Source organism: Flavobacterium aerium (assembly GCF_030766725.1).
Classification (GTDB): domain Bacteria; phylum Bacteroidota; class Bacteroidia; order Flavobacteriales; family Flavobacteriaceae; genus Flavobacterium; species Flavobacterium aerium.
The window spans coordinates 190,370-208,029 of sequence record NZ_JARQWR010000001.1 but is presented as its reverse complement, the minus strand read 5'-3'; the positions used below and the strand labels follow the sequence as shown (position 1 = coordinate 208,029).

The following is a 17,660-nucleotide window of genomic DNA, read 5'->3' as shown; positions in this document are numbered from 1 at the left end:
AATTTTAGGCAAAAATACAATATTTAGAACTAGCATGTAATTATTTAGCTATATTTATATCATAAAATTTTAATAAAATATACCATGAACAGCCTTATCATTAACAATACAACAAAAGTAATACTAACTGTTATTTTAGTATTAACAACTACATTTTCATTTTCGCAAGAAAATGTGAATTTCTGGAGTAAAGTACGATATGGAGGCGGATTAGGATTAGGATTTGGCAGTAACGGATATTTCAGTGGAACGATTGCTCCAAGTGCTATTTATGAATTCAATGAGATGTTTGCTATGGGTATTGGAACTCAGGTAAGTTATTCTAAAGAAAAAAACTATTACAATTCTATCATATATGGAGGAAGTGTTTTGGCTTTGTTTAATCCAATTCCTGAAATTCAACTTTCGGCAGAATTAGAACAACTTCGCGTGAACACAACTTATAAATTCTTGTACCAAACTACTGACGAAAAGTACAATTTCTGGAATACAGCTTTATTTTTAGGCGCAGGTTACCGCACCCGAAATGTAGTAATTGGTGCTCGATACAATGTTTTACACGACAAAGAGAAAACAGTTTATAGCGATGCTTTAATGCCTTTTGTTAGAGTCTATTTCTAAACCATACTTTTTGCCATTCTCTTTTCAATAATAAAAAAGAAACTTGCTCAGACAAAATCAACAAGTCTGATCCATCCAATTGCTTTACCTGATCTTCAGGAACATCAATGATGTATAACAGATTAAGGTATTCTGCAAACTTATACTGAATCAATCGGTACATTTTCTCGTGCAATTGAATTTTCAATTCATTTGGAGGTGTACTCATCGGAAAATCAATTGGCTCATTGGCCAAATTAAAATCCTTATTAATCTGTTCAATTAATTTTAAATACAAATCTTCTTTTTCAGCTTCTTCCAATAAGAAATCTGTGTTTTGTGGAGCTACAAACATCATACTTTTCTTCCCATTAAATTTTCACCAAAAGTTTTTAAAACTTCTTTTCTATCTGCCTCAATATTCATTGCTTCCAAAGTAGCAAAGGCTTTATAGGTATATTCTTTGATTGCATTTTGTGTTTCTTCTGAAGCACCGGTCGCATTAAAAATATCTTTTATTGAATTAATCTTATCGGTATTATCATCCGGTTGAATTCCATATAAATGCAATAATTGATCTTTTTGCGCCACAGTAGCATTTTGAAGAGCTTTTAGATATAAATAGGTTTTTTTATTCTCTATAATATCACCTCCTATTTGTTTCCCAAACGTTTCAGGATCTCCAAAAGCATCCAAATAATCATCTTGAAGTTGGAAAGCAATTCCTAAATTCAGTCCAAAATCATAAATAAGTTTAGCATTTTGCTCAGACGTTTTAGCAATAATAGCACCCATTTCCATCGCTGCGGCTACTAAAACTGCTGTTTTGTATTCGATCATTTTTAGATATTCTGGAATAGCAACATCTTCTCGAACTTCAAAATCAACATCCAATTGTTGTCCTTCACAAACCTCAAGCGCTGTTTTACTAAACAACTTTGCCAAAGCCACAAATATTTGCGGTTCGTATTGTTCAAAATACTGATAAGCCAAAATCAACATGGCATCTCCCGAAAGAATTCCAGTATTTAAGTCCCATTTTTCATGAACGGTTTCTTTTCCTCTTCGCAAAGGAGCATCATCCATAATGTCATCATGTACCAAAGAAAAATTATGAAATACTTCTACAGCCATCGCCGCAGGTAAAGCTTTTTCATAAGGAGTATCGAAAATCTCCGCAGCCATCAACGTCAAAACTGGACGCATACGCTTCCCTCCTAAGGAAAGAATGTACTCAATGGGCTCATATAAATTTTTGGGGTTTCTTTTTATCGATTGACTTTCTAAGTACTGTAAGAAAAACTCTTGATACTGATGAATAAAATGCATGAAACTAATTTTTTCCCAAAAATACACCAATACAATTGCATTACAAACTAGAAATGTGATGTATTCTTCTTTTTTGTTCTATTAAAACTTCTTTAACAAGAACAATCCATCAAAAAAGAACCTCTCAAATATTAAAAAAACAGCCTTTCCCTATTATTTTTTGGTAAAATGCGATCTTTTTAAAATTTAAACTATTACTTTTATTAGGAATAATTTAAGATTTTTTGCTAAAAAAAAATATATACAATACTTTTGTCAAAACCCTTAAACCGAAAAGTTTAACTTATGAAAAAACATCTTTCAACATTCTTTATCGCTTGTCTCACAATTTTAGGAACAGCAATGGGATTTGCGCAGCAAAATGCCAGTGTAAAAGGAAAAGTACTAACCAATGATGGTGAAGCTGCTGAAAATGTCACAGTATCCATCCCCACATTAAATCTTACTGCATTAACTGATGCTTATGGAGAATACCAAATTATAAATATAAAACCAGGAAGTTATACCCTTAAAACGTCAAGTCCTCGTCATTCTTCTCAAGAGAAAAACCTTACTTTAATTGACGGTGACGTATTGTATATCAACTTTACTGTAAAAGTAACTTCTGAAAAAGAGAAAGAAAAGGTTAAACCAACTGATAATAGTGAAATCTTTATTGAAAATGCAATTGAAGAACCAGATGACACTCTTACCAATAAATACACAAAAGAATTAAGTGAATACGTATCTCGTACAAAGCTTAGAAAAGTTGAAAACCCTCAATCGTATCATGTAATAACGAAAGAATTAATCAGCGATCAGGTAATTAACAATCAGAATGAAGCCTTAAAAAATGCTACAGGGATTTACCTTCTATCTGAATTCAATCAAGGAGCAAACTTTACTTCACGTGGTTTTCTAACACAAAGTCAAGTTAGAAACGGTATTGCAGGTCAAATCGCTAGTAGTAGAGTTGACGTTGCTAATATTGACTATATTGAAGTAATTAAAGGACCTTCGGCTACCTTGTTTGGAAATACATTAACCTCTTATGGTGGTTTAATGAATCGCGTTACAAAACAACCGACTGATTCACTTCATGGGGAAATAAACGCACAAGGAGGAAGTTACGGTTTCCACCGTATTGCTGCAGACATCAACACTCCTTTAAATGAAGATAAAACAGCTTTATTCCGTTTGAATACTTCTTATAATAGTACAAATACATTCCAAGATAATGGATTTTCGAAAAATTTCTTTTTCGCACCGTCATTCTCTTATAAAGTAAATGATAAACTTAGTTTTAAATTAGAAGCTGAAATTTCAAATGTTGATGCTACTTCCCCACACCAAATATTGTTTGGAAAACCAACAACTGCTGGTATTTTCTCAGCAGATGATATTGATTACGATTACAAACGTTCTTTCATGGCCGATGAATTTGTAATGTCGACTAAAACGGTTAATATTTTTGGAGAGATTAAATACAAAATATCTAACAAATGGACTTCCCAAACATTATTCTCTACCAATTCTAACAAAACAAAAGGGCCTCAAACTTGGCTGTTATTATTAGCCAATCATTCGTTCTCTCGTAATGCAATCAACCTGAACAACAATGATAATGGTGTTGATTTCCAACAAAATTTCACAGGTAAATTTAAAATCGGAAAATTAGACAACACTTTATTACTAGGTGGTGACATTTACCATAATGAAAGTAAGTACAACTATGGTTATATGGCTAGTGGGAATAATCCAACGAAAACGGATTTCGATATTGTAGATTACACAGCTCCATCTCCTATATATAATAACTTTAATGTTACTAACGTAAACCAACGTTTCATTAATGGTATGCAGAATAAATCAAGAAATTCATTCACAACTTATAGCGCTTATGTTTCTGATATATTAAACATTACGGATAAATTATCTGTATCGGCAGCTGTACGTTTTACACATTATGACAATAAAGGAAACTACAGTCCAGTATTAGACTCAATTACTGGTAATTATTCACAAAATGCTATTTCGCCAAAATTCGGTGCTGTATACCAAATCGTAAAAGATAAAATTTCAATCTTCGCTAATTATCAAAACAGTTTCAGAAACATGACTGGCGTTGATGAAGATGGTGATACATTCAAACCAGAGCAAGCAAATCAGATTGAAGGTGGTATAAAAATCAACGCTTTCAAAAATAGACTTAGTGCTACTTTAAGCTACTATGACATTAAAGTTAAAGATATTGTACGCAACAACCCAGACAATAATGCTTTCCTAATTCAAGATGGAACACAGTATAGCAAAGGATTTGAAGCTGAAATTGTAGCTATGCCTATCAACGGTTTAAACATAATTGTTGGTTATTCTATGAACGACAGTAAATACTCGGATGTCAATATCACTTTAGATGATTTACGTTCTGAAACTGCCGGTCCAAAAACATTAATTAATTTCTGGGTAAGCTATAGTTTACAAGATACAGCAATGAAAGGTTTAGGTCTTGGTGTAGGTGGTAACTCTGTGAGTAAAAATTTAGTGTACAACCGTAGTAATTATGACTTAAATAATCAATTCATAGGAAGCGAAGAGTTTGTTCTTCCATCCTATACTGTATTTAACGCTTCTATTTATTATGATCAACCAGAATATCGTATTGCTGTAAAAGTAAATAACCTTACAGATGAACTTTACTTTAATGGATTGAACTCTGTAAATGTTCAGGCTCCTAGAACTTTCATGGCGAGCGTTACCTATAAATTCTAGAATGACTTTTAAAAATACAGTAAAAATTATACATCGATGGCTCGGACTTACCTCCGGGCTTATCGTTTTTATAGTGAGTATTACAGGCTGTATTTTTTGTTTTCATGATGAAATAAAGGATCTCACACGAGACTGGAGAAAAGTTGAAACTCAAGAGAAAGCCTATGTTTTACCCACAGTACTACAGGAGAAAGCAATAAACCTTGTACCAAATAGTACCGTAAGCATGGTTGCTTATGCAGGTAGAGACCGCTCTGCATATGCTTACTCTACGAATAAAGATGGCTCTTATTTTGTTTACTTTAATCCTTACTCAGGTGAATATTTACACACTGAAAAACTGGAAGATGACTTCTTTATTATTGTTGAGTATATTCATCTTTACTTGCTTCTTCCTGCTGAAATAGGCAAGCATATTGTTGCCATTTCTACACTAATCTTCATTGCTATGATGATTATGGGCATTCTATTATGGTGGCCCAAACGCAAAAGTGATCGAAAACGAAGCTTTAAAATTAAATGGAATGCAAAGTGGCGTCGTGTTAATTATGACTTGCATAACGTTTTTGGTTTCTACATTGCTGCCGTTGCAACTATTATTGCTATTACAGGTTTAACTTTTAGCTACGAATGGGTTTCTGATACATTATATTACACGGCTAATCTAGGTGGCGATCGTGCTAAAGAATCACAAGCTCCTATAATCGATACTACAAAATTTAATCAGGTTTCTATGCATGCAATGAATAAAGCGATGACTGAAACCTTCAAAATTGAACCCGATGCAAATATGTTCTTTGTAATGGTTCCTACTGCAAAAAACCAATCTATTCTTACTGGTGCATATCCTCATTCTTTACGATTTGATCATCAAAGTAACTACCATTTTCATCCGTACGATGCTTCTTTACTTAAAAAAGAGCAATATGCTCAAAAGAGTGCTGGAATGAAATTAATCGAAATGAACTATGGAATTCACACGGGACAAATTTTAAATCTTCCCGGAAAAATAATCGCCTTTTTCACTAGTTTACTAGCTGCCAGTTTACCCATAACAGGCTTTATTATGTGGTGGGGACGCAAGAATAAAAAGTCCAAAAAGAAATCGTAATTCTACCCTTAAGATTCACTCATTATAATACACTGAAAATATCTTTCTTCATACTACTTTACAATTTGTGTTAAGTACACAAATCGCAGTAAAACTAATCTTACTTCAACAATATTCTTTACCTATACACCAAAAAACCAAATTGTTCGTAAAAAAATGAGTATTATGAAACGCATTAAAAACCATAATGGTTAAATAATTATCAAAATAATAATTCTTATTTAGAATGAATAAAAATTACTTGTGTAAGAATGATTCATGCAATACTTTTGCAAAAAAATAAACCATCATTCACAACACAATGAAAAAATATAACTTATCATTTTTAATTACTTGTTTGACCCTATTTTATAGTTTAGCCGTATTAGCTCAAAATAATACGGGAATAAAAGGAAAGATTCAAACAGCTGATGGTCAACCAGCAAATAATGTTACAATTACAATTAAAGCCTTAAATATTAGCACAAATAGTGATGAGTCAGGGCAATATAAGATCAACAATATAAAAGCAGGCAACTACACGGTAAAAATTAGCGCTGTAGGTCATGCTGCTCAAGAAAAAAGAGTTACTGTCGCGGAGAACACTATTCAGATGTTAAACTTCTCTATCAAGACCAGCCTTGAGGAATTAAATGAAGTTGTGATTAGCTCTTCAGGAAATAAATTCACAAAACATGAAACACCTTTCGTTTCAAGAATGCCTTTGAAGGACATTGAAAATTCACAAACCTACTCTACAATTACAGGCGAATTATTAAAAGAGCAAGTCGTAACAAACTTTGATGATGCATTAAAGAACGCTCCTGGAATCTCAAAATTATGGGAATCTACAGGTCGTGGTGGAGACGGATCAAGTTATTATTCATTAAGAGGATTTCCAGTACAACCTACAATGGTAAATGGATTACCTGGTCTAACGAACGGCGGACAGGATCCAGCAAATATTGAAAGAATTGAAGTAATCAAAGGACCATCAGGAACTTTATTTGGTAGTAGTTTAATTTCGTACGGTGGTTTAATCAACGTTGCTACTAAAAGACCTTACGATCATTTTGGAGCAGAAGTTGGATATACCGTTGGAACTTACGGATTAAACAGAGCTACTGTAGATGTTAACACTCCTTTGAATCTTAAAAAATCGTTGAATTTCAGAATTAATTCAGCATTCCATACACAGAATAGCTTCCAAGATGCAGGTTTTAAAGAAAGCTTCTTTATCGCTCCATCTTTATCATATCAAGCAACGGATCGTTTATCATTCATCATCAACACAGAGATTATGAAATCTGAAGGAACAAATCCTACAATGTTGTTCCTTGACCGTAATGCTCCTCTAAGAGTAAAGAACATTAAAGAACTGGGTTACGACCATAAACGCTCATACACAAGCAACGATATCACGATAAAAACACCTACTTTCAACCTACAAGGTCAGGTAAATTATAAATTATCGGATGAATGGACTTCACAAACTGTGTATTCAAGAAGCGAATCTAAATCACAAGGTCTATATTCATACCTTTATGAAAGTACACAATATGTACCAGCTATCACAGAAGGAGTTGTATTGGGTCGTTTCATAAACAATCAAAATACTTCTACACTTACTAATGATATTCAACAAAACTTTATTGGTGATTTCAAAATTGGAAACTTACGCAACCGTATGGTTGTTGGTTTAGACTATTTCAGTAGAAACTCATTGAATAGAGGATCTGGTTATGTAGGAAATGGATCGGTTTATATTGGTAATGCAAGTTTACAAACTGTAAATGAAAATGTTTTTGGCATTACTAACCCAAACAATTACATCTTAAATAATGACAATGGTAATATGACTGCTGTAGGTTCTTATGCCTTATTAGCAGGTGCACCAGTAAGCAATATCAAAACAAAAGAAGAAGTATTCAGCGCTTATGCCTCAGATGTATTAAACATCACACCTGCATTGTCTGCTATGGCTAGTATACGCGTAGATCGTTTCATGAACAAAGGTGATATCTCTACAGATGACGACAACTACAATCAAACTGCTTTTTCACCAAAATTTGGTCTTGTTTATCAACCCATCTTAGATAAAGTATCGATTTTTGCCAACTACATGAATGGTTTTAAAAACTTAGCGCCAGGTACTGATAAAGTAAATGGGGAACTAATCTCAAGAACCTATTCTCCTGAGCAAGCCAATCAAATTGAATTTGGAACGAAATTAAATCTGTTCAATAATAAATTGACAGCAAGTTTAAGCTACTATGATATTAAAGTACGCAACACTGTGTACACTCTACTAGATGGTCCAACAGAGATTTCATACCAAAATGGTGCACAAAGAAATAAAGGATTTGAAACAGAAATTGTAGCAAACCCAGTTCCAGGATTAAATATCATCGCTGGTTATAGCTATAATGATAGTCGATTGACCGAAGGAGATGTTGATTTCGTAGGTAAAAGACCAGAAAGTGCTGGACCACAAAATATGGCAAACTTATGGGTAAGTTATAAATTCAACCAAGGAGCATTAAATGGTTTTGGTTTAGGCTTTGGTGGAAATTATGCTAGTGAAAACAAAATCATGAACCGTGTAATAGCAGGTACATTTACACTACCGTCTTACACTGTAATGAACACTTCATTATTCTACAATGCAAAAAAATTCAGTGTTTCTGTAAAATTAGACAACATTGCAAATAAACAATACTATAATGGTTGGTCTACCATCAACCCACAGAACCTTAGAAATTTAGCCGCTAGTTTTGCTTATAAATTTTAATTCATCATCCCTCTTACTCATCTAAGAGGGATTTTTTATATAACTTCCTAAATACTTTTATCATGACAAAAAACATTCTTTTAGCCTTGCTATTTTTAGCAACTTCAACAAAAACTTTTGCCCATTTTTTATGGTTAGAAACAAACCCAACGGGTAAAGTCATCCAAAAACAAGAAGTAAAAATATTCTACGGAGAATATGCCGATGGATCAAAAGAAAAAGTAGGTGGTGAAGCATTCGAAAAAATGAAAAATTTCACACTTTGGGCTGTTAGTCCATCAGGAGAAAAAACAGAATTAAAAGTGGAAGCTTCGGATTTATATTATAAAACATCATTTACACCAAAAATGAATGGTACTTATACCCTCATCTTGGATAATAATAAAATTGATGTTATGGATTACTCTCAATACAATTTTGGTATATTCAAAACACATTATCATGCTCTTACTAAAGTTGAAATAGGAACAAAACCAAATGATACGAAGGCACTTAATCCAGAAGGAATCTCAATTGTTGACCTTAGTAAAAAAGTAGCTACCCTAAAAGGTGAAGTATCACTTCAGGTACTTTACAAAGGTGAACCAATGGCTAAAAAAGAAGTAGATGTCTTTATCGCTGATTCTTGGATTAAAAAGATCACTACAGATGAAAAAGGTATGATCACATTTGCTTTGCCATGGAATGCACAATATGTAGTTGAAGTAACACACAAAGAAGAAGTTCCTGGAAAATACAACGGAAAGGATTATGAATTCATTTTCCACAGCACATCCTACGCTATTCCATTAAAATAATTTCTAGGCTCTTTTTATTTCTATGAAAAAGAAAAAAAATATAAAACAATGGATTGGTAAAATTCATCTTTGGCTCGGACTTCTCTCCGGGCTAATTGTTTTAATACTCTCTATTACAGGTTGCATTTACGTATTTAGCCAAGAAATTACAGGAATGATCCGTAAAGAGGCAATGTATGTCCCTGCTGTAGCCGAAAAAACAATACCCATTAGTCAGCTCTGGCAAAGTACACAGGCCAAAGTAGGTACTAAAATAGAACTATCAAATGTTAGCGTTTACAATAACCCAAAAAAATCGTGGGTATTTCATTGCTACAAAGGCAACGAGAATGCCTATACTTATTTTGGAAGTATTGAATATTATCAATCCATATATGTAGATCCATATACTGGAAAGGTATTGGGAATGTATGATGAGGAAATGGATTTTTTCAATATTGTTAAATTCATTCATTGGAGTTTATTAATGGAAACTTCGATTGGTCAGCCCATCATTGGGTGGAGTACTTTCATCTTTGTGATAATGCTAATTACAGGAATAGTATTATGGTGGCCAAAAAACAAAAGTGCCCGTAAACAACGTTTTGCTTTCCAATGGAAAAAAACAACCCAATGGAAAAGAAAAAACTATGACCTGCATAATATCTTCGGTTTTTATATTTCAGTCATTGCTTTGATTATTGCATTTACAGGAATGGTATGGGCATTCACTTGGTTTCAGGCAATTGTTTATGTTGCCGGTTCCGGAACGGTAACACCACCAGACATTAAAAAAGTAACTTCTATCATTACCCCTACTACCACAACCATAGCCATTGATACTGCTTTTATTCAAATAAAGGAAAAACACAAAGATGCTGATGCTTTCCAATTAAGTCCTGCTGCTGCCAATGATAAAACAGGCACTATTAGCGCTTACATTCAGCAAAAAGAAGGTGTTTATTATATTGCTCATATGCTTCAATTTGATCAATATACAGGTAAACTTTTATTGGAAAGAAAACATGACGAAAAGAATTTTGGAGAAAAACTAATTACCGCGAACTATGATATTCACGTAGGCGCCATATTAGGTATTCCTGGTAAAATAATGGCTTTTATCGCTAGTTTTATCTGTGGGATGCTCCCAGTAACTGGTTTTCTAATTTGGTATGGACGCAAATTCAAGAAAAAGCCACAGAAAACTACATAAAATTTTAACATTTATCCTTACCTTGTCTATTAAATCTTTAATTTGCAGCTACTAAATTCTTACTCATGAAAAAAATTATTCCATTATTGATTACTTTATTTGTTTTGACATCTTGTGAAGATTCAAACAAAACACAATTGGTTAAAATAAAAAATCAATATGCAATGGAGATCCCCGCTTCATTATCAGTTACAACTGATTTAAATGATGAAGCCTCTTTACAATACCAAAATGTTTTTAAAGAATTTTACATTATCACTATTGATGAACCAAAAGTAGAACTTAAAAAAGCATTAGCAGAAAATGAATTGAGTAGTGAATACAGTGCTGATTTAAAAGGCTATACCAACTTGTTGTTAACGAATGTAAAGGCGAGCATCAAGCTGAAATCAATGTCTGAAATTGAAGAAACAACCATTAATGGACTGAAAGCCCAAATTGTTTCAATAGAAGGTAATTTAGACAACTTAGATATTTATTGGAAATTTGCTTTTATAGAAGGAAAAACAAATTATTACCAAATCATGGCGTGGACTACCATGGATCATAAAATGAACTATGAAAAACAAATTGATAAGGCTCTTCATAGTTTTAAAGAATTAAACAAAAGCATAAAATAGTACTTCAAAATTATACACATAAAAAAAGCTACTGAAATCAGTAGCTTTTTTTATTACGTATATCAATCAAATCATTAGTTTCTATTTGCTAATGCATCTGGCATCCAGTTTTTAACTTGTGCAACTCTACTATCAGAATAATCAACTTCTGTTAGCACTTTGTCATTCCAAAAAAACCACTTTCCAGTTTTCTCTCCATCTTTATATTCACCTAGTGATTTTTTGTTTCCATTGACGTCATAAGCGACCCATTTCCCATGAAGTTTTCCATCTTTATAAAAACCTTCTTGTTGTAATTGTCCATTATCATAATAGTAAGCAGCCTTAACCATCTGTTGAACAACTTCATATTTCGGTTCTATACTTTGTGCAAAAATAACTCCTGAGATTAATAACGCTCCTAATACCATGTACTTTTTCATATGCTTATAATTTTTAAGTTTTGCATTTCTCTAACAAATATAATAATTAATTTACATTAAAAAAACTTTCACTTAACAATTTGGTAACATTAAATAAAAATTTAACCTTGGAAATGTATTTATAAGAAAACTTTCTACAGGAATGCAAATGTTTCCGTAGAAATTAGTAACTAATTGCTAATTTTGCAAACTAAAATTTCGATATCATGTATAGAAGTCATAACTGTGGAGAATTAAGAGCTTCACACATCAACAAAGAAGTAACACTTGCTGGATGGGTACAAAAAACAAGAGACAAAGGTTTTATGGCTTGGGTCGACTTAAGAGACCGTTATGGCATAACACAATTAATTTTTGATTCTGAAAGAACAGAAAAAGAAGTTTTTGAATTAGCAAAAACATTGGGGCGTGAATTTGTTATTCAAGCTACAGGTACTGTTATTGAAAGAACATCAAAAAACACAAACATACCAACGGGCGAGATTGAAATTTTAGTAACCAAACTAACAATCTTAAACGGCTCACTTACTCCTCCATTCACAATTGAAGATGAAACTGATGGTGGAGAAGATATTCGTATGAAATACCGCTACTTAGATATTCGTAGAAATCCGGTAAAAAATAGTTTATTGTTTAGACACAATGTTGCGATGCAAGTCCGTAATTACTTGTCCGCAAAAGAATTTATTGAAATAGAAACTCCGTACTTAATCAAGTCTACTCCAGAAGGAGCTAGAGATTTTGTCGTACCATCTCGTATGAATGAGGGGCAGTTTTACGCTTTACCACAATCACCACAAACCTTCAAACAATTGTTGATGGTAGGTGGTATGGATAAATATTTCCAAATCGTGAAATGTTTCCGTGATGAGGATTTACGTGCAGACAGACAACCAGAATTTACGCAAATTGACTGCGAAATGGCTTTCGTAGAGCAAGAAGATATATTAAATATTTTTGAAGGTTTAACTCGTCATTTACTAAAAGAAGTCAATGGAATTGACATCAAAGAATTCCCTAGAATGACCTATGATGTAGCCATGAGAAAATATGGTAATGACAAACCAGACATCCGTTTTGGAATGGAATTTGGCGAGTTGAATGATATTACTCAAAATAAAGGTTTTGCTATTTTTGATGCGCAAGAATTAGTTCTTGGTATTGCCGCTCCAGGATGTGCAAGCTACACTAGAAAAGAAATCGATCAATTGATTGACTGGGTAAAACGTCCACAAGTAGGAGCTACTGGAATGATTTGGGCTAAATATGAAACTGATGGAACTTTAAAATCTTCTGTAGATAAGTTTTATTCTCAGGAAGATTTAAAATTGTGGGCAGAAAGAACTGGTGCTAAACCGGGCGATTTAATGGTTGTTTTATCGGGAGCTACAAATAAAGTGAGAGCACAGATGAGTGCTTTACGTATGGAAATTGCTACCCGTTTAGGATTGAGAAATCCTGCTGTATTTGCACCATTATGGGTTGTTGATTTTCCACTATTAGAATGGGATGAAGACACAGAACGTTTTCATGCTATGCACCATCCATTTACTTCTCCTAAACCAGAAGATATAGCATTACTAGATACTGATCCAGGGAAAGTAAGAGCTAATGCTTATGACTTAGTAATCAACGGTAATGAAATTGGTGGTGGTTCTATTCGTATTCACGATAAAGCGACACAACAATTAATGTTCAAGCATTTAGGTTTTACAGAAGAAGAGGCAAAAGCACAATTTGGATTCTTAATGGACGCTTTCCAATATGGAGCTCCACCACACGGCGGACTTGCTTTTGGTTTAGACCGATTGGTTGCTATTTTAGGTGGGCAAGAAACTATTAGAGATTTCATTGCATTCCCGAAAAACAATTCTGGACGTGATGTTATGATTGATGCTCCATCAACAATAGATGATGCACAATTGAAAGAATTACACATCCGAGTTGCAACAAAATAATAAATTTAACAATAAATATACTTTTTAGATAAATTGTCTTAATTTTTAAGAATATATTCATTTTAATACTAAAAATGTAAATTATTTAAAATTCGTTAACAGTAATAAAAATTCTATGAAATTAGTGTTTTCCTTAGTATTTTCAAGGGATGAAAAGATTTTTAACAAGAATTAAACTTACAAAAAAACGGGCGAAAAGACTGAAAATCAATAATTTTTAGAAAAAAAGACCCGAATATCTTGTTCGTATTATAATAAAGATTACATTTGTTTATTATTAATTATTTTTATTATTACAATGCGAACAGGCACAGTTAAATTTTTCAATGAATCTAAAGGTTACGGATTTATTACAGACGAAGAAACAGGAAAAGACATTTTTGTACATGCATCAGGAATCAGAGCGGAAGAATTACGCGAAGGTGACAGAGTAAGTTACGAAGAAGAAGAAGGAAGAAAAGGTAAAGTTGCTGCTCAAGTAGCAGTTATCGAAGACTAATATATATTATAATATTTTTAGTTACCTCCTAAATCAATTAACCGTCCCGATACACATTGGGACGGTTTTTTTTATACCACCTCCATTCGCTTTTAAAATCCACTTCTAAAAGCCTCATTTACTACATAAAATACATGTTTTCTTTCTAATTTTTATTTATTCTAAATAAAAATTAAGATATTATTGCGTATAACCAAAAACGTTAGTAATTTTTAAGTTGCCATTTAAATATTGCCCCGTATATTTGTAATTATTTAATAACAAATGCACCCTATCATGAAGACAGACCAATTAAATTACTTCCCAATTTTGATGCAATTTATACTTGCAGTAGGGTTTGTAGTCGGTACCATCATCATTTCCAACTTCTTAGGACCAAAAAGATCGTCAGCCAATAAAGATAAAAACTTCGAATGTGGAGTGGAATCTGTTGGAAATGCGCGTATTCCATTTTCTGTAAAATATTTCTTAGTTGCTATACTTTTCGTTTTATTCGACGTAGAGGTAATTTTCATGTATCCTTGGGCAGTAAATTTCAAAGAAATGGGCTTTGAAGGATTATTAAAAATGGGCGTATTCATGCTTCTTCTAATCGTTGGTTTCTTCTATGTAATGAAGAAAAAAGGTTTAGAGTGGGAATAATATTTTACACGATAATTCAAACCGAATAAGGCATAAATTTAATTCATATTCGTTTGATTTTCAGTTCAATTATAAGACAATAAAAATGAGTGATTCTTCTAAAATAAATATTGTTGATGCTCCAGATGGAGTTGAAGGAACAGGTTTTTTTGCAACAAAATTAGATACCGTTGTAGGACTTGCTCGCGCAAATTCATTATGGCCATTACCATTTGCTACCTCATGTTGTGGTATCGAATTCATGGCAACTATGGCTGCGCATTATGATGTAGCCCGATTTGGTTCAGAACGTATGAGTTTCTCTCCACGTCAGGCCGATATGCTACTTGTAATGGGAACCATTGCTAAAAAAATGGCTCCAATTTTACGTCAAGTCTATGAACAAATGGCAGAGCCAAGATGGGTAATCGCTGTAGGCGCTTGTGCTTCATCAGGTGGTATTTTTGATACTTATTCTGTACTACAAGGTATTGACAAAATTATCCCAGTGGACGTTTACGTTCCAGGTTGCCCTCCTCGTCCAGAACAAATTTTAGACGGAATATTAAAATTGCAAGAATTAGTAAAATCAGAATCCGTTAGAAGAAGAAGTTCTCCTGAGTATCAAGATTTATTAGCTTCTTATAACATTTCGTAAAGTAATACAATGGCTTTAGAAACATCCACCATACAGAATAAACTTATTGAAAATTTCGGTTTAAGTGTAACCGATTTTGTTCAACAACACGATATATTCACATTTGAAGTAGCTTCAGAATCCATCACTGAAATTATGCAATTCTTAAAAGAAGATGAAACATTACGTTTTAACTTTTTAACAGATGTTTGCGGAATTCATTATCCAGATTCAGAAGTAAATAGACAATTTGCTGTTGTTTATCATATGCACAATTGGTATGATAATGTACGAATCAGAATAAAATGTTTCTTACATGGTGAAAAACCAGAAATTGACACCGTATGTAACTTATTTTTAAGTGCAAACTGGCAAGAAAGAGAGACGTATGATTTTTACGGCATCATTTTCAAAGGACATCCACAATTAAAGAGAATCTTAAATATGGATGAAATGGTTTCTTTTCCAATGCGTAAAGAATTCCCACTTGAAGATGGTGGAAGAACAGATAAAGACGATAGGTTTTTTGGAAGAACACCAGAAAATTGCTAATAATGAAACTGAAATAATTTTGAAGAGCTAAAATGTCAGAACTATTATTACCACCAGAGCATCGATATGCAAAATTAATACAGGAAAAACTGAACGAAGATGGAAGTGAACTTTCTATTCTGAATTTAGGTCCTACCCACCCTGCTACGCATGGAATTTTCCAGAACATATTACTTATGGACGGAGAACGAATCCTTGATGGTGAAGGTACAGTAGGTTATATTCACCGTGCATTCGAAAAAATTGCTGAAAACAGACCTTTTTACCAAATCACTCCATTAACAGACAGAATGAATTACTGCTCTGCTCCTATTAATAATATGGGATGGTGGATGACATTGGAAAAAGCATTAAATATAGAAGTACCAAAAAGAGTACAATACTTACGTGTTATTGTAATGGAATTGGCACGTATTGCCGATCACATTATCTGTAACTCCGTATTAGGTGTTGATACAGGTGCTTTCACAGGATTCTTATATGTATTCCAATACAGAGAGAAAATCTACGAAATCTACGAAGAAATCTGTGGTGCTCGTTTAACGACTAACATGGGTAGAATTGGTGGTTTCGAAAGAGAATGGAGTCCTGCTGCTTTTAGAAAATTAGACGAATTTATCGAAGAATTCCCTAAAGTATGGGAAGAATTCGAAAGCCTATTCGTAAGAAACAGAATTTTCATCGACAGAACTGTAAATGTAGGAGCAATCTCAGCAGAGAGAGCTATGAGCTATGGTTTTACAGGTCCAAATTTACGTGCTACAGGTGTTGATTATGATATTCGTGTGATGCAACCTTATAGTTCTTATGAAGACTTTGACTTCATTGTACCAGTAGGAAAATCTGGCGATACTTATGATCGTTTCTGTGTCCGTAATGCCGAAGTATGGGAAAGTTTAAGCATTATTAAACAAGCCTTAGCAAAAATGCCTGAAGGTCCTTTCCATGCTGATGTACCCGATTATTATCTTCCTCCAAAAGAAGAAGTATATCATAATATGGAAGCTTTAATTTACCACTTCAAAATTGTAATGGGAGAGATTCCTGTTCCGAAAACAGAAGTGTACCATCCTGTTGAAGGTGGAAATGGAGAATTAGGTTTCTATCTTATCACAGATGGCAGTAGAACCCCTTACAGATTACATTTCAGAAGACCTTGCTTTATTTATTACCAAGCTTTCAATGAAATGGTTAAAGGAGGAATGCTATCGGATGCGATTGCAACATTGTCTAGTCTTAATGTTATAGCTGGCGAATTAGACGCCTAAATGATTATGGAACATTCAAACGTAAAACAAATAATAAATATAGATGCTCGATTGACGGATCGTATCAATGAATTGATCAGTCACTATCCTGCGGACAAAAGAAAATCAGCTTTACTTCCAGTACTTCATGAAGTGCAAGACGCACATGATAACTGGTTGAGTATTGAATTAATGGACACAGTAGCCGAGTTATTACTGATTAAACCTATTGAAGTTTATGAAGTTGTATCTTTTTATACCATGTTCAACCAAAAACCAATTGGAAAATTCATGTTTGAATTCTGTAGAACCTCCTGCTGTTGTTTGAGAGGTGCAGAGAACTTAATGGATTACACTTGTGAAAAATTAGGTATTCAAGAAGGTGAAACTACTGCCGATGGTCAATTTACAGTAGTAGGTGTAGAATGCTTAGGTGCCTGTGGATATGCTCCAATGTTACAGTTAGGTGATTCATACCAAGAAAACTTGACTAAAGAAAAAATTGATCAATTGATCAATGATTGTAAAGAAAACAAAATCAGTTTACACTAATA

Annotated in this window: 17 protein-coding genes; 14 read left to right on the top strand and 3 right to left on the bottom strand. The window is 33.3% G+C overall.

Annotation, left to right across the window (positions count from 1 at the left end; genetic code table 11):
- The first annotated feature begins 84 nt into the window (after window positions 1–84).
- Window positions 85–621: a hypothetical protein gene (locus P6733_RS00955; protein WP_306349702.1), complete on the top strand. Its 537-nt coding sequence runs from the start codon at window positions 85–87 to the stop codon at window positions 619–621.
- Here P6733_RS00955 and P6733_RS00950 read toward each other — a convergent pair.
- Window positions 605–955: a hypothetical protein gene (locus P6733_RS00950; RefSeq protein ID WP_306350029.1), complete on the bottom strand. Its 351-nt coding sequence runs from the start codon at window positions 953–955 to the stop codon at window positions 605–607. The two genes, P6733_RS00955 and P6733_RS00950, sit on opposite strands and share 17 nt — an antisense overlap.
- Complete coding sequence (locus tag P6733_RS00945; RefSeq protein WP_306349701.1) at window positions 955–1,929, bottom strand: polyprenyl synthetase family protein; 975 nt, start codon at window positions 1,927–1,929, stop codon at window positions 955–957. Before P6733_RS00945 ends, P6733_RS00950 begins: the two co-directional genes overlap by 1 nt.
- A gap of 285 nt (window positions 1,930–2,214) precedes the next feature.
- Between P6733_RS00945 and P6733_RS00940 the strand changes: the two genes are divergently transcribed.
- From P6733_RS00940 to P6733_RS00915, 6 genes are all read left to right on the top strand, one after another.
- Window positions 2,215–4,680 carry a TonB-dependent receptor gene (locus P6733_RS00940; protein ID WP_306349700.1) on the top strand — a complete coding sequence of 822 codons (2,466 nt, stop codon included), beginning with the start codon at window positions 2,215–2,217 and terminating at the stop codon, window positions 4,678–4,680.
- A 1-nt stretch (window position 4,681) separates the two neighbouring features.
- The gene (locus tag P6733_RS00935; RefSeq protein ID WP_306349699.1) at window positions 4,682–5,791 is read left to right on the top strand and encodes a PepSY-associated TM helix domain-containing protein; all 1,110 of its coding nucleotides are present in this window, start codon (window positions 4,682–4,684) and stop codon (window positions 5,789–5,791) included.
- Window positions 5,792–6,092: 301 nt separating this feature from the next.
- On the top strand, window positions 6,093–8,561 hold the full coding sequence (locus tag P6733_RS00930; RefSeq protein ID WP_306349698.1) for a TonB-dependent receptor: 2,469 nt from the start codon (window positions 6,093–6,095) through the stop codon (window positions 8,559–8,561).
- Between the two features lie 62 nt (window positions 8,562–8,623).
- Window positions 8,624–9,358 carry a DUF4198 domain-containing protein gene (locus tag P6733_RS00925; protein WP_306349697.1) on the top strand — a complete coding sequence of 245 codons (735 nt, stop codon included), beginning with the start codon at window positions 8,624–8,626 and terminating at the stop codon, window positions 9,356–9,358.
- A gap of 22 nt (window positions 9,359–9,380) precedes the next feature.
- Entirely contained in the window at window positions 9,381–10,550 is a 1,170-nt protein-coding gene (locus P6733_RS00920) for a PepSY-associated TM helix domain-containing protein (RefSeq protein WP_306349696.1), read from the top strand.
- A gap of 65 nt (window positions 10,551–10,615) precedes the next feature.
- Complete coding sequence (locus P6733_RS00915; RefSeq protein WP_306349695.1) at window positions 10,616–11,170, top strand: hypothetical protein; 555 nt, start codon at window positions 10,616–10,618, stop codon at window positions 11,168–11,170.
- A 74-nt stretch (window positions 11,171–11,244) separates the two neighbouring features.
- On the opposite strand, the gene P6733_RS00910 is transcribed toward P6733_RS00915, so the two are convergent.
- Window positions 11,245–11,592, bottom strand: a complete 348-nt coding sequence (locus P6733_RS00910) for a toxin-antitoxin system YwqK family antitoxin (protein ID WP_306349694.1) — start codon at window positions 11,590–11,592, stop codon at window positions 11,245–11,247.
- Window positions 11,593–11,798: 206 nt separating this feature from the next.
- On the opposite strand from P6733_RS00910, the gene aspS reads away from it, so the two are divergent.
- From aspS to P6733_RS00875, 7 genes are all read left to right on the top strand, one after another.
- Window positions 11,799–13,550 (top strand): aspartate--tRNA ligase, encoded by a 1,752-nt coding sequence (gene aspS, locus P6733_RS00905; protein WP_306349693.1) that lies wholly within the window; start codon window positions 11,799–11,801, stop codon window positions 13,548–13,550.
- A 298-nt stretch (window positions 13,551–13,848) separates the two neighbouring features.
- Window positions 13,849–14,049, top strand: coding sequence for a cold-shock protein (locus P6733_RS00900; protein WP_306349692.1), 201 nt, complete (start codon window positions 13,849–13,851; stop codon window positions 14,047–14,049).
- A gap of 276 nt (window positions 14,050–14,325) precedes the next feature.
- Window positions 14,326–14,691, top strand: a complete 366-nt coding sequence (locus P6733_RS00895; RefSeq protein ID WP_306349691.1) for an NADH-quinone oxidoreductase subunit A — start codon at window positions 14,326–14,328, stop codon at window positions 14,689–14,691.
- A gap of 85 nt (window positions 14,692–14,776) precedes the next feature.
- Window positions 14,777–15,328 (top strand): NADH-quinone oxidoreductase subunit B, encoded by a 552-nt coding sequence (locus P6733_RS00890; RefSeq protein ID WP_306349690.1) that lies wholly within the window; start codon window positions 14,777–14,779, stop codon window positions 15,326–15,328.
- Between the two features lie 9 nt (window positions 15,329–15,337).
- On the top strand, window positions 15,338–15,859 hold the full coding sequence (locus P6733_RS00885) for an NADH-quinone oxidoreductase subunit C (protein WP_306349689.1): 522 nt from the start codon (window positions 15,338–15,340) through the stop codon (window positions 15,857–15,859).
- 32 nt (window positions 15,860–15,891) lie between these two features.
- Window positions 15,892–17,127, top strand: a complete 1,236-nt coding sequence (locus P6733_RS00880) for an NADH-quinone oxidoreductase subunit D (protein WP_306349688.1) — start codon at window positions 15,892–15,894, stop codon at window positions 17,125–17,127.
- Window positions 17,128–17,133: 6 nt separating this feature from the next.
- On the top strand, window positions 17,134–17,658 hold the full coding sequence (locus tag P6733_RS00875) for a complex I 24 kDa subunit family protein (protein ID WP_306349687.1): 525 nt from the start codon (window positions 17,134–17,136) through the stop codon (window positions 17,656–17,658).
- Window positions 17,659–17,660 lie beyond the last annotated feature (2 nt).

Excerpts from the sequence above, each read along its gene's own strand:
- P6733_RS00955 (WP_306349702.1), top strand. The coding sequence starts at position 85 with ATGAACAGCCTTATCATTAACAATACAACAAAAGTAATACTAACTGTT.
- P6733_RS00950 (WP_306350029.1), bottom strand. The coding sequence starts at position 955 with ATGTTTGTAGCTCCACAAAACACAGATTTCTTATTGGAAGAAGCTGAA.
- P6733_RS00945 (WP_306349701.1), bottom strand. The coding sequence starts at position 1,929 with ATGCATTTTATTCATCAGTATCAAGAGTTTTTCTTACAGTACTTAGAA.
- P6733_RS00940 (WP_306349700.1), top strand. The coding sequence starts at position 2,215 with ATGAAAAAACATCTTTCAACATTCTTTATCGCTTGTCTCACAATTTTA.
- P6733_RS00935 (WP_306349699.1), top strand. The coding sequence starts at position 4,682 with ATGACTTTTAAAAATACAGTAAAAATTATACATCGATGGCTCGGACTT.
- P6733_RS00930 (WP_306349698.1), top strand. The coding sequence starts at position 6,093 with ATGAAAAAATATAACTTATCATTTTTAATTACTTGTTTGACCCTATTT.
- P6733_RS00925 (WP_306349697.1), top strand. The coding sequence starts at position 8,624 with ATGACAAAAAACATTCTTTTAGCCTTGCTATTTTTAGCAACTTCAACA.
- P6733_RS00920 (WP_306349696.1), top strand. The coding sequence starts at position 9,381 with ATGAAAAAGAAAAAAAATATAAAACAATGGATTGGTAAAATTCATCTT.
- P6733_RS00915 (WP_306349695.1), top strand. The coding sequence starts at position 10,616 with ATGAAAAAAATTATTCCATTATTGATTACTTTATTTGTTTTGACATCT.
- P6733_RS00910 (WP_306349694.1), bottom strand. The coding sequence starts at position 11,592 with ATGAAAAAGTACATGGTATTAGGAGCGTTATTAATCTCAGGAGTTATT.
- aspS (WP_306349693.1), top strand. The coding sequence starts at position 11,799 with ATGTATAGAAGTCATAACTGTGGAGAATTAAGAGCTTCACACATCAAC.
- P6733_RS00900 (WP_306349692.1), top strand. The coding sequence starts at position 13,849 with ATGCGAACAGGCACAGTTAAATTTTTCAATGAATCTAAAGGTTACGGA.
- P6733_RS00895 (WP_306349691.1), top strand. The coding sequence starts at position 14,326 with ATGAAGACAGACCAATTAAATTACTTCCCAATTTTGATGCAATTTATA.
- P6733_RS00890 (WP_306349690.1), top strand. The coding sequence starts at position 14,777 with ATGAGTGATTCTTCTAAAATAAATATTGTTGATGCTCCAGATGGAGTT.
- P6733_RS00885 (WP_306349689.1), top strand. The coding sequence starts at position 15,338 with ATGGCTTTAGAAACATCCACCATACAGAATAAACTTATTGAAAATTTC.
- P6733_RS00880 (WP_306349688.1), top strand. The coding sequence starts at position 15,892 with ATGTCAGAACTATTATTACCACCAGAGCATCGATATGCAAAATTAATA.
- P6733_RS00875 (WP_306349687.1), top strand. The coding sequence starts at position 17,134 with ATGGAACATTCAAACGTAAAACAAATAATAAATATAGATGCTCGATTG.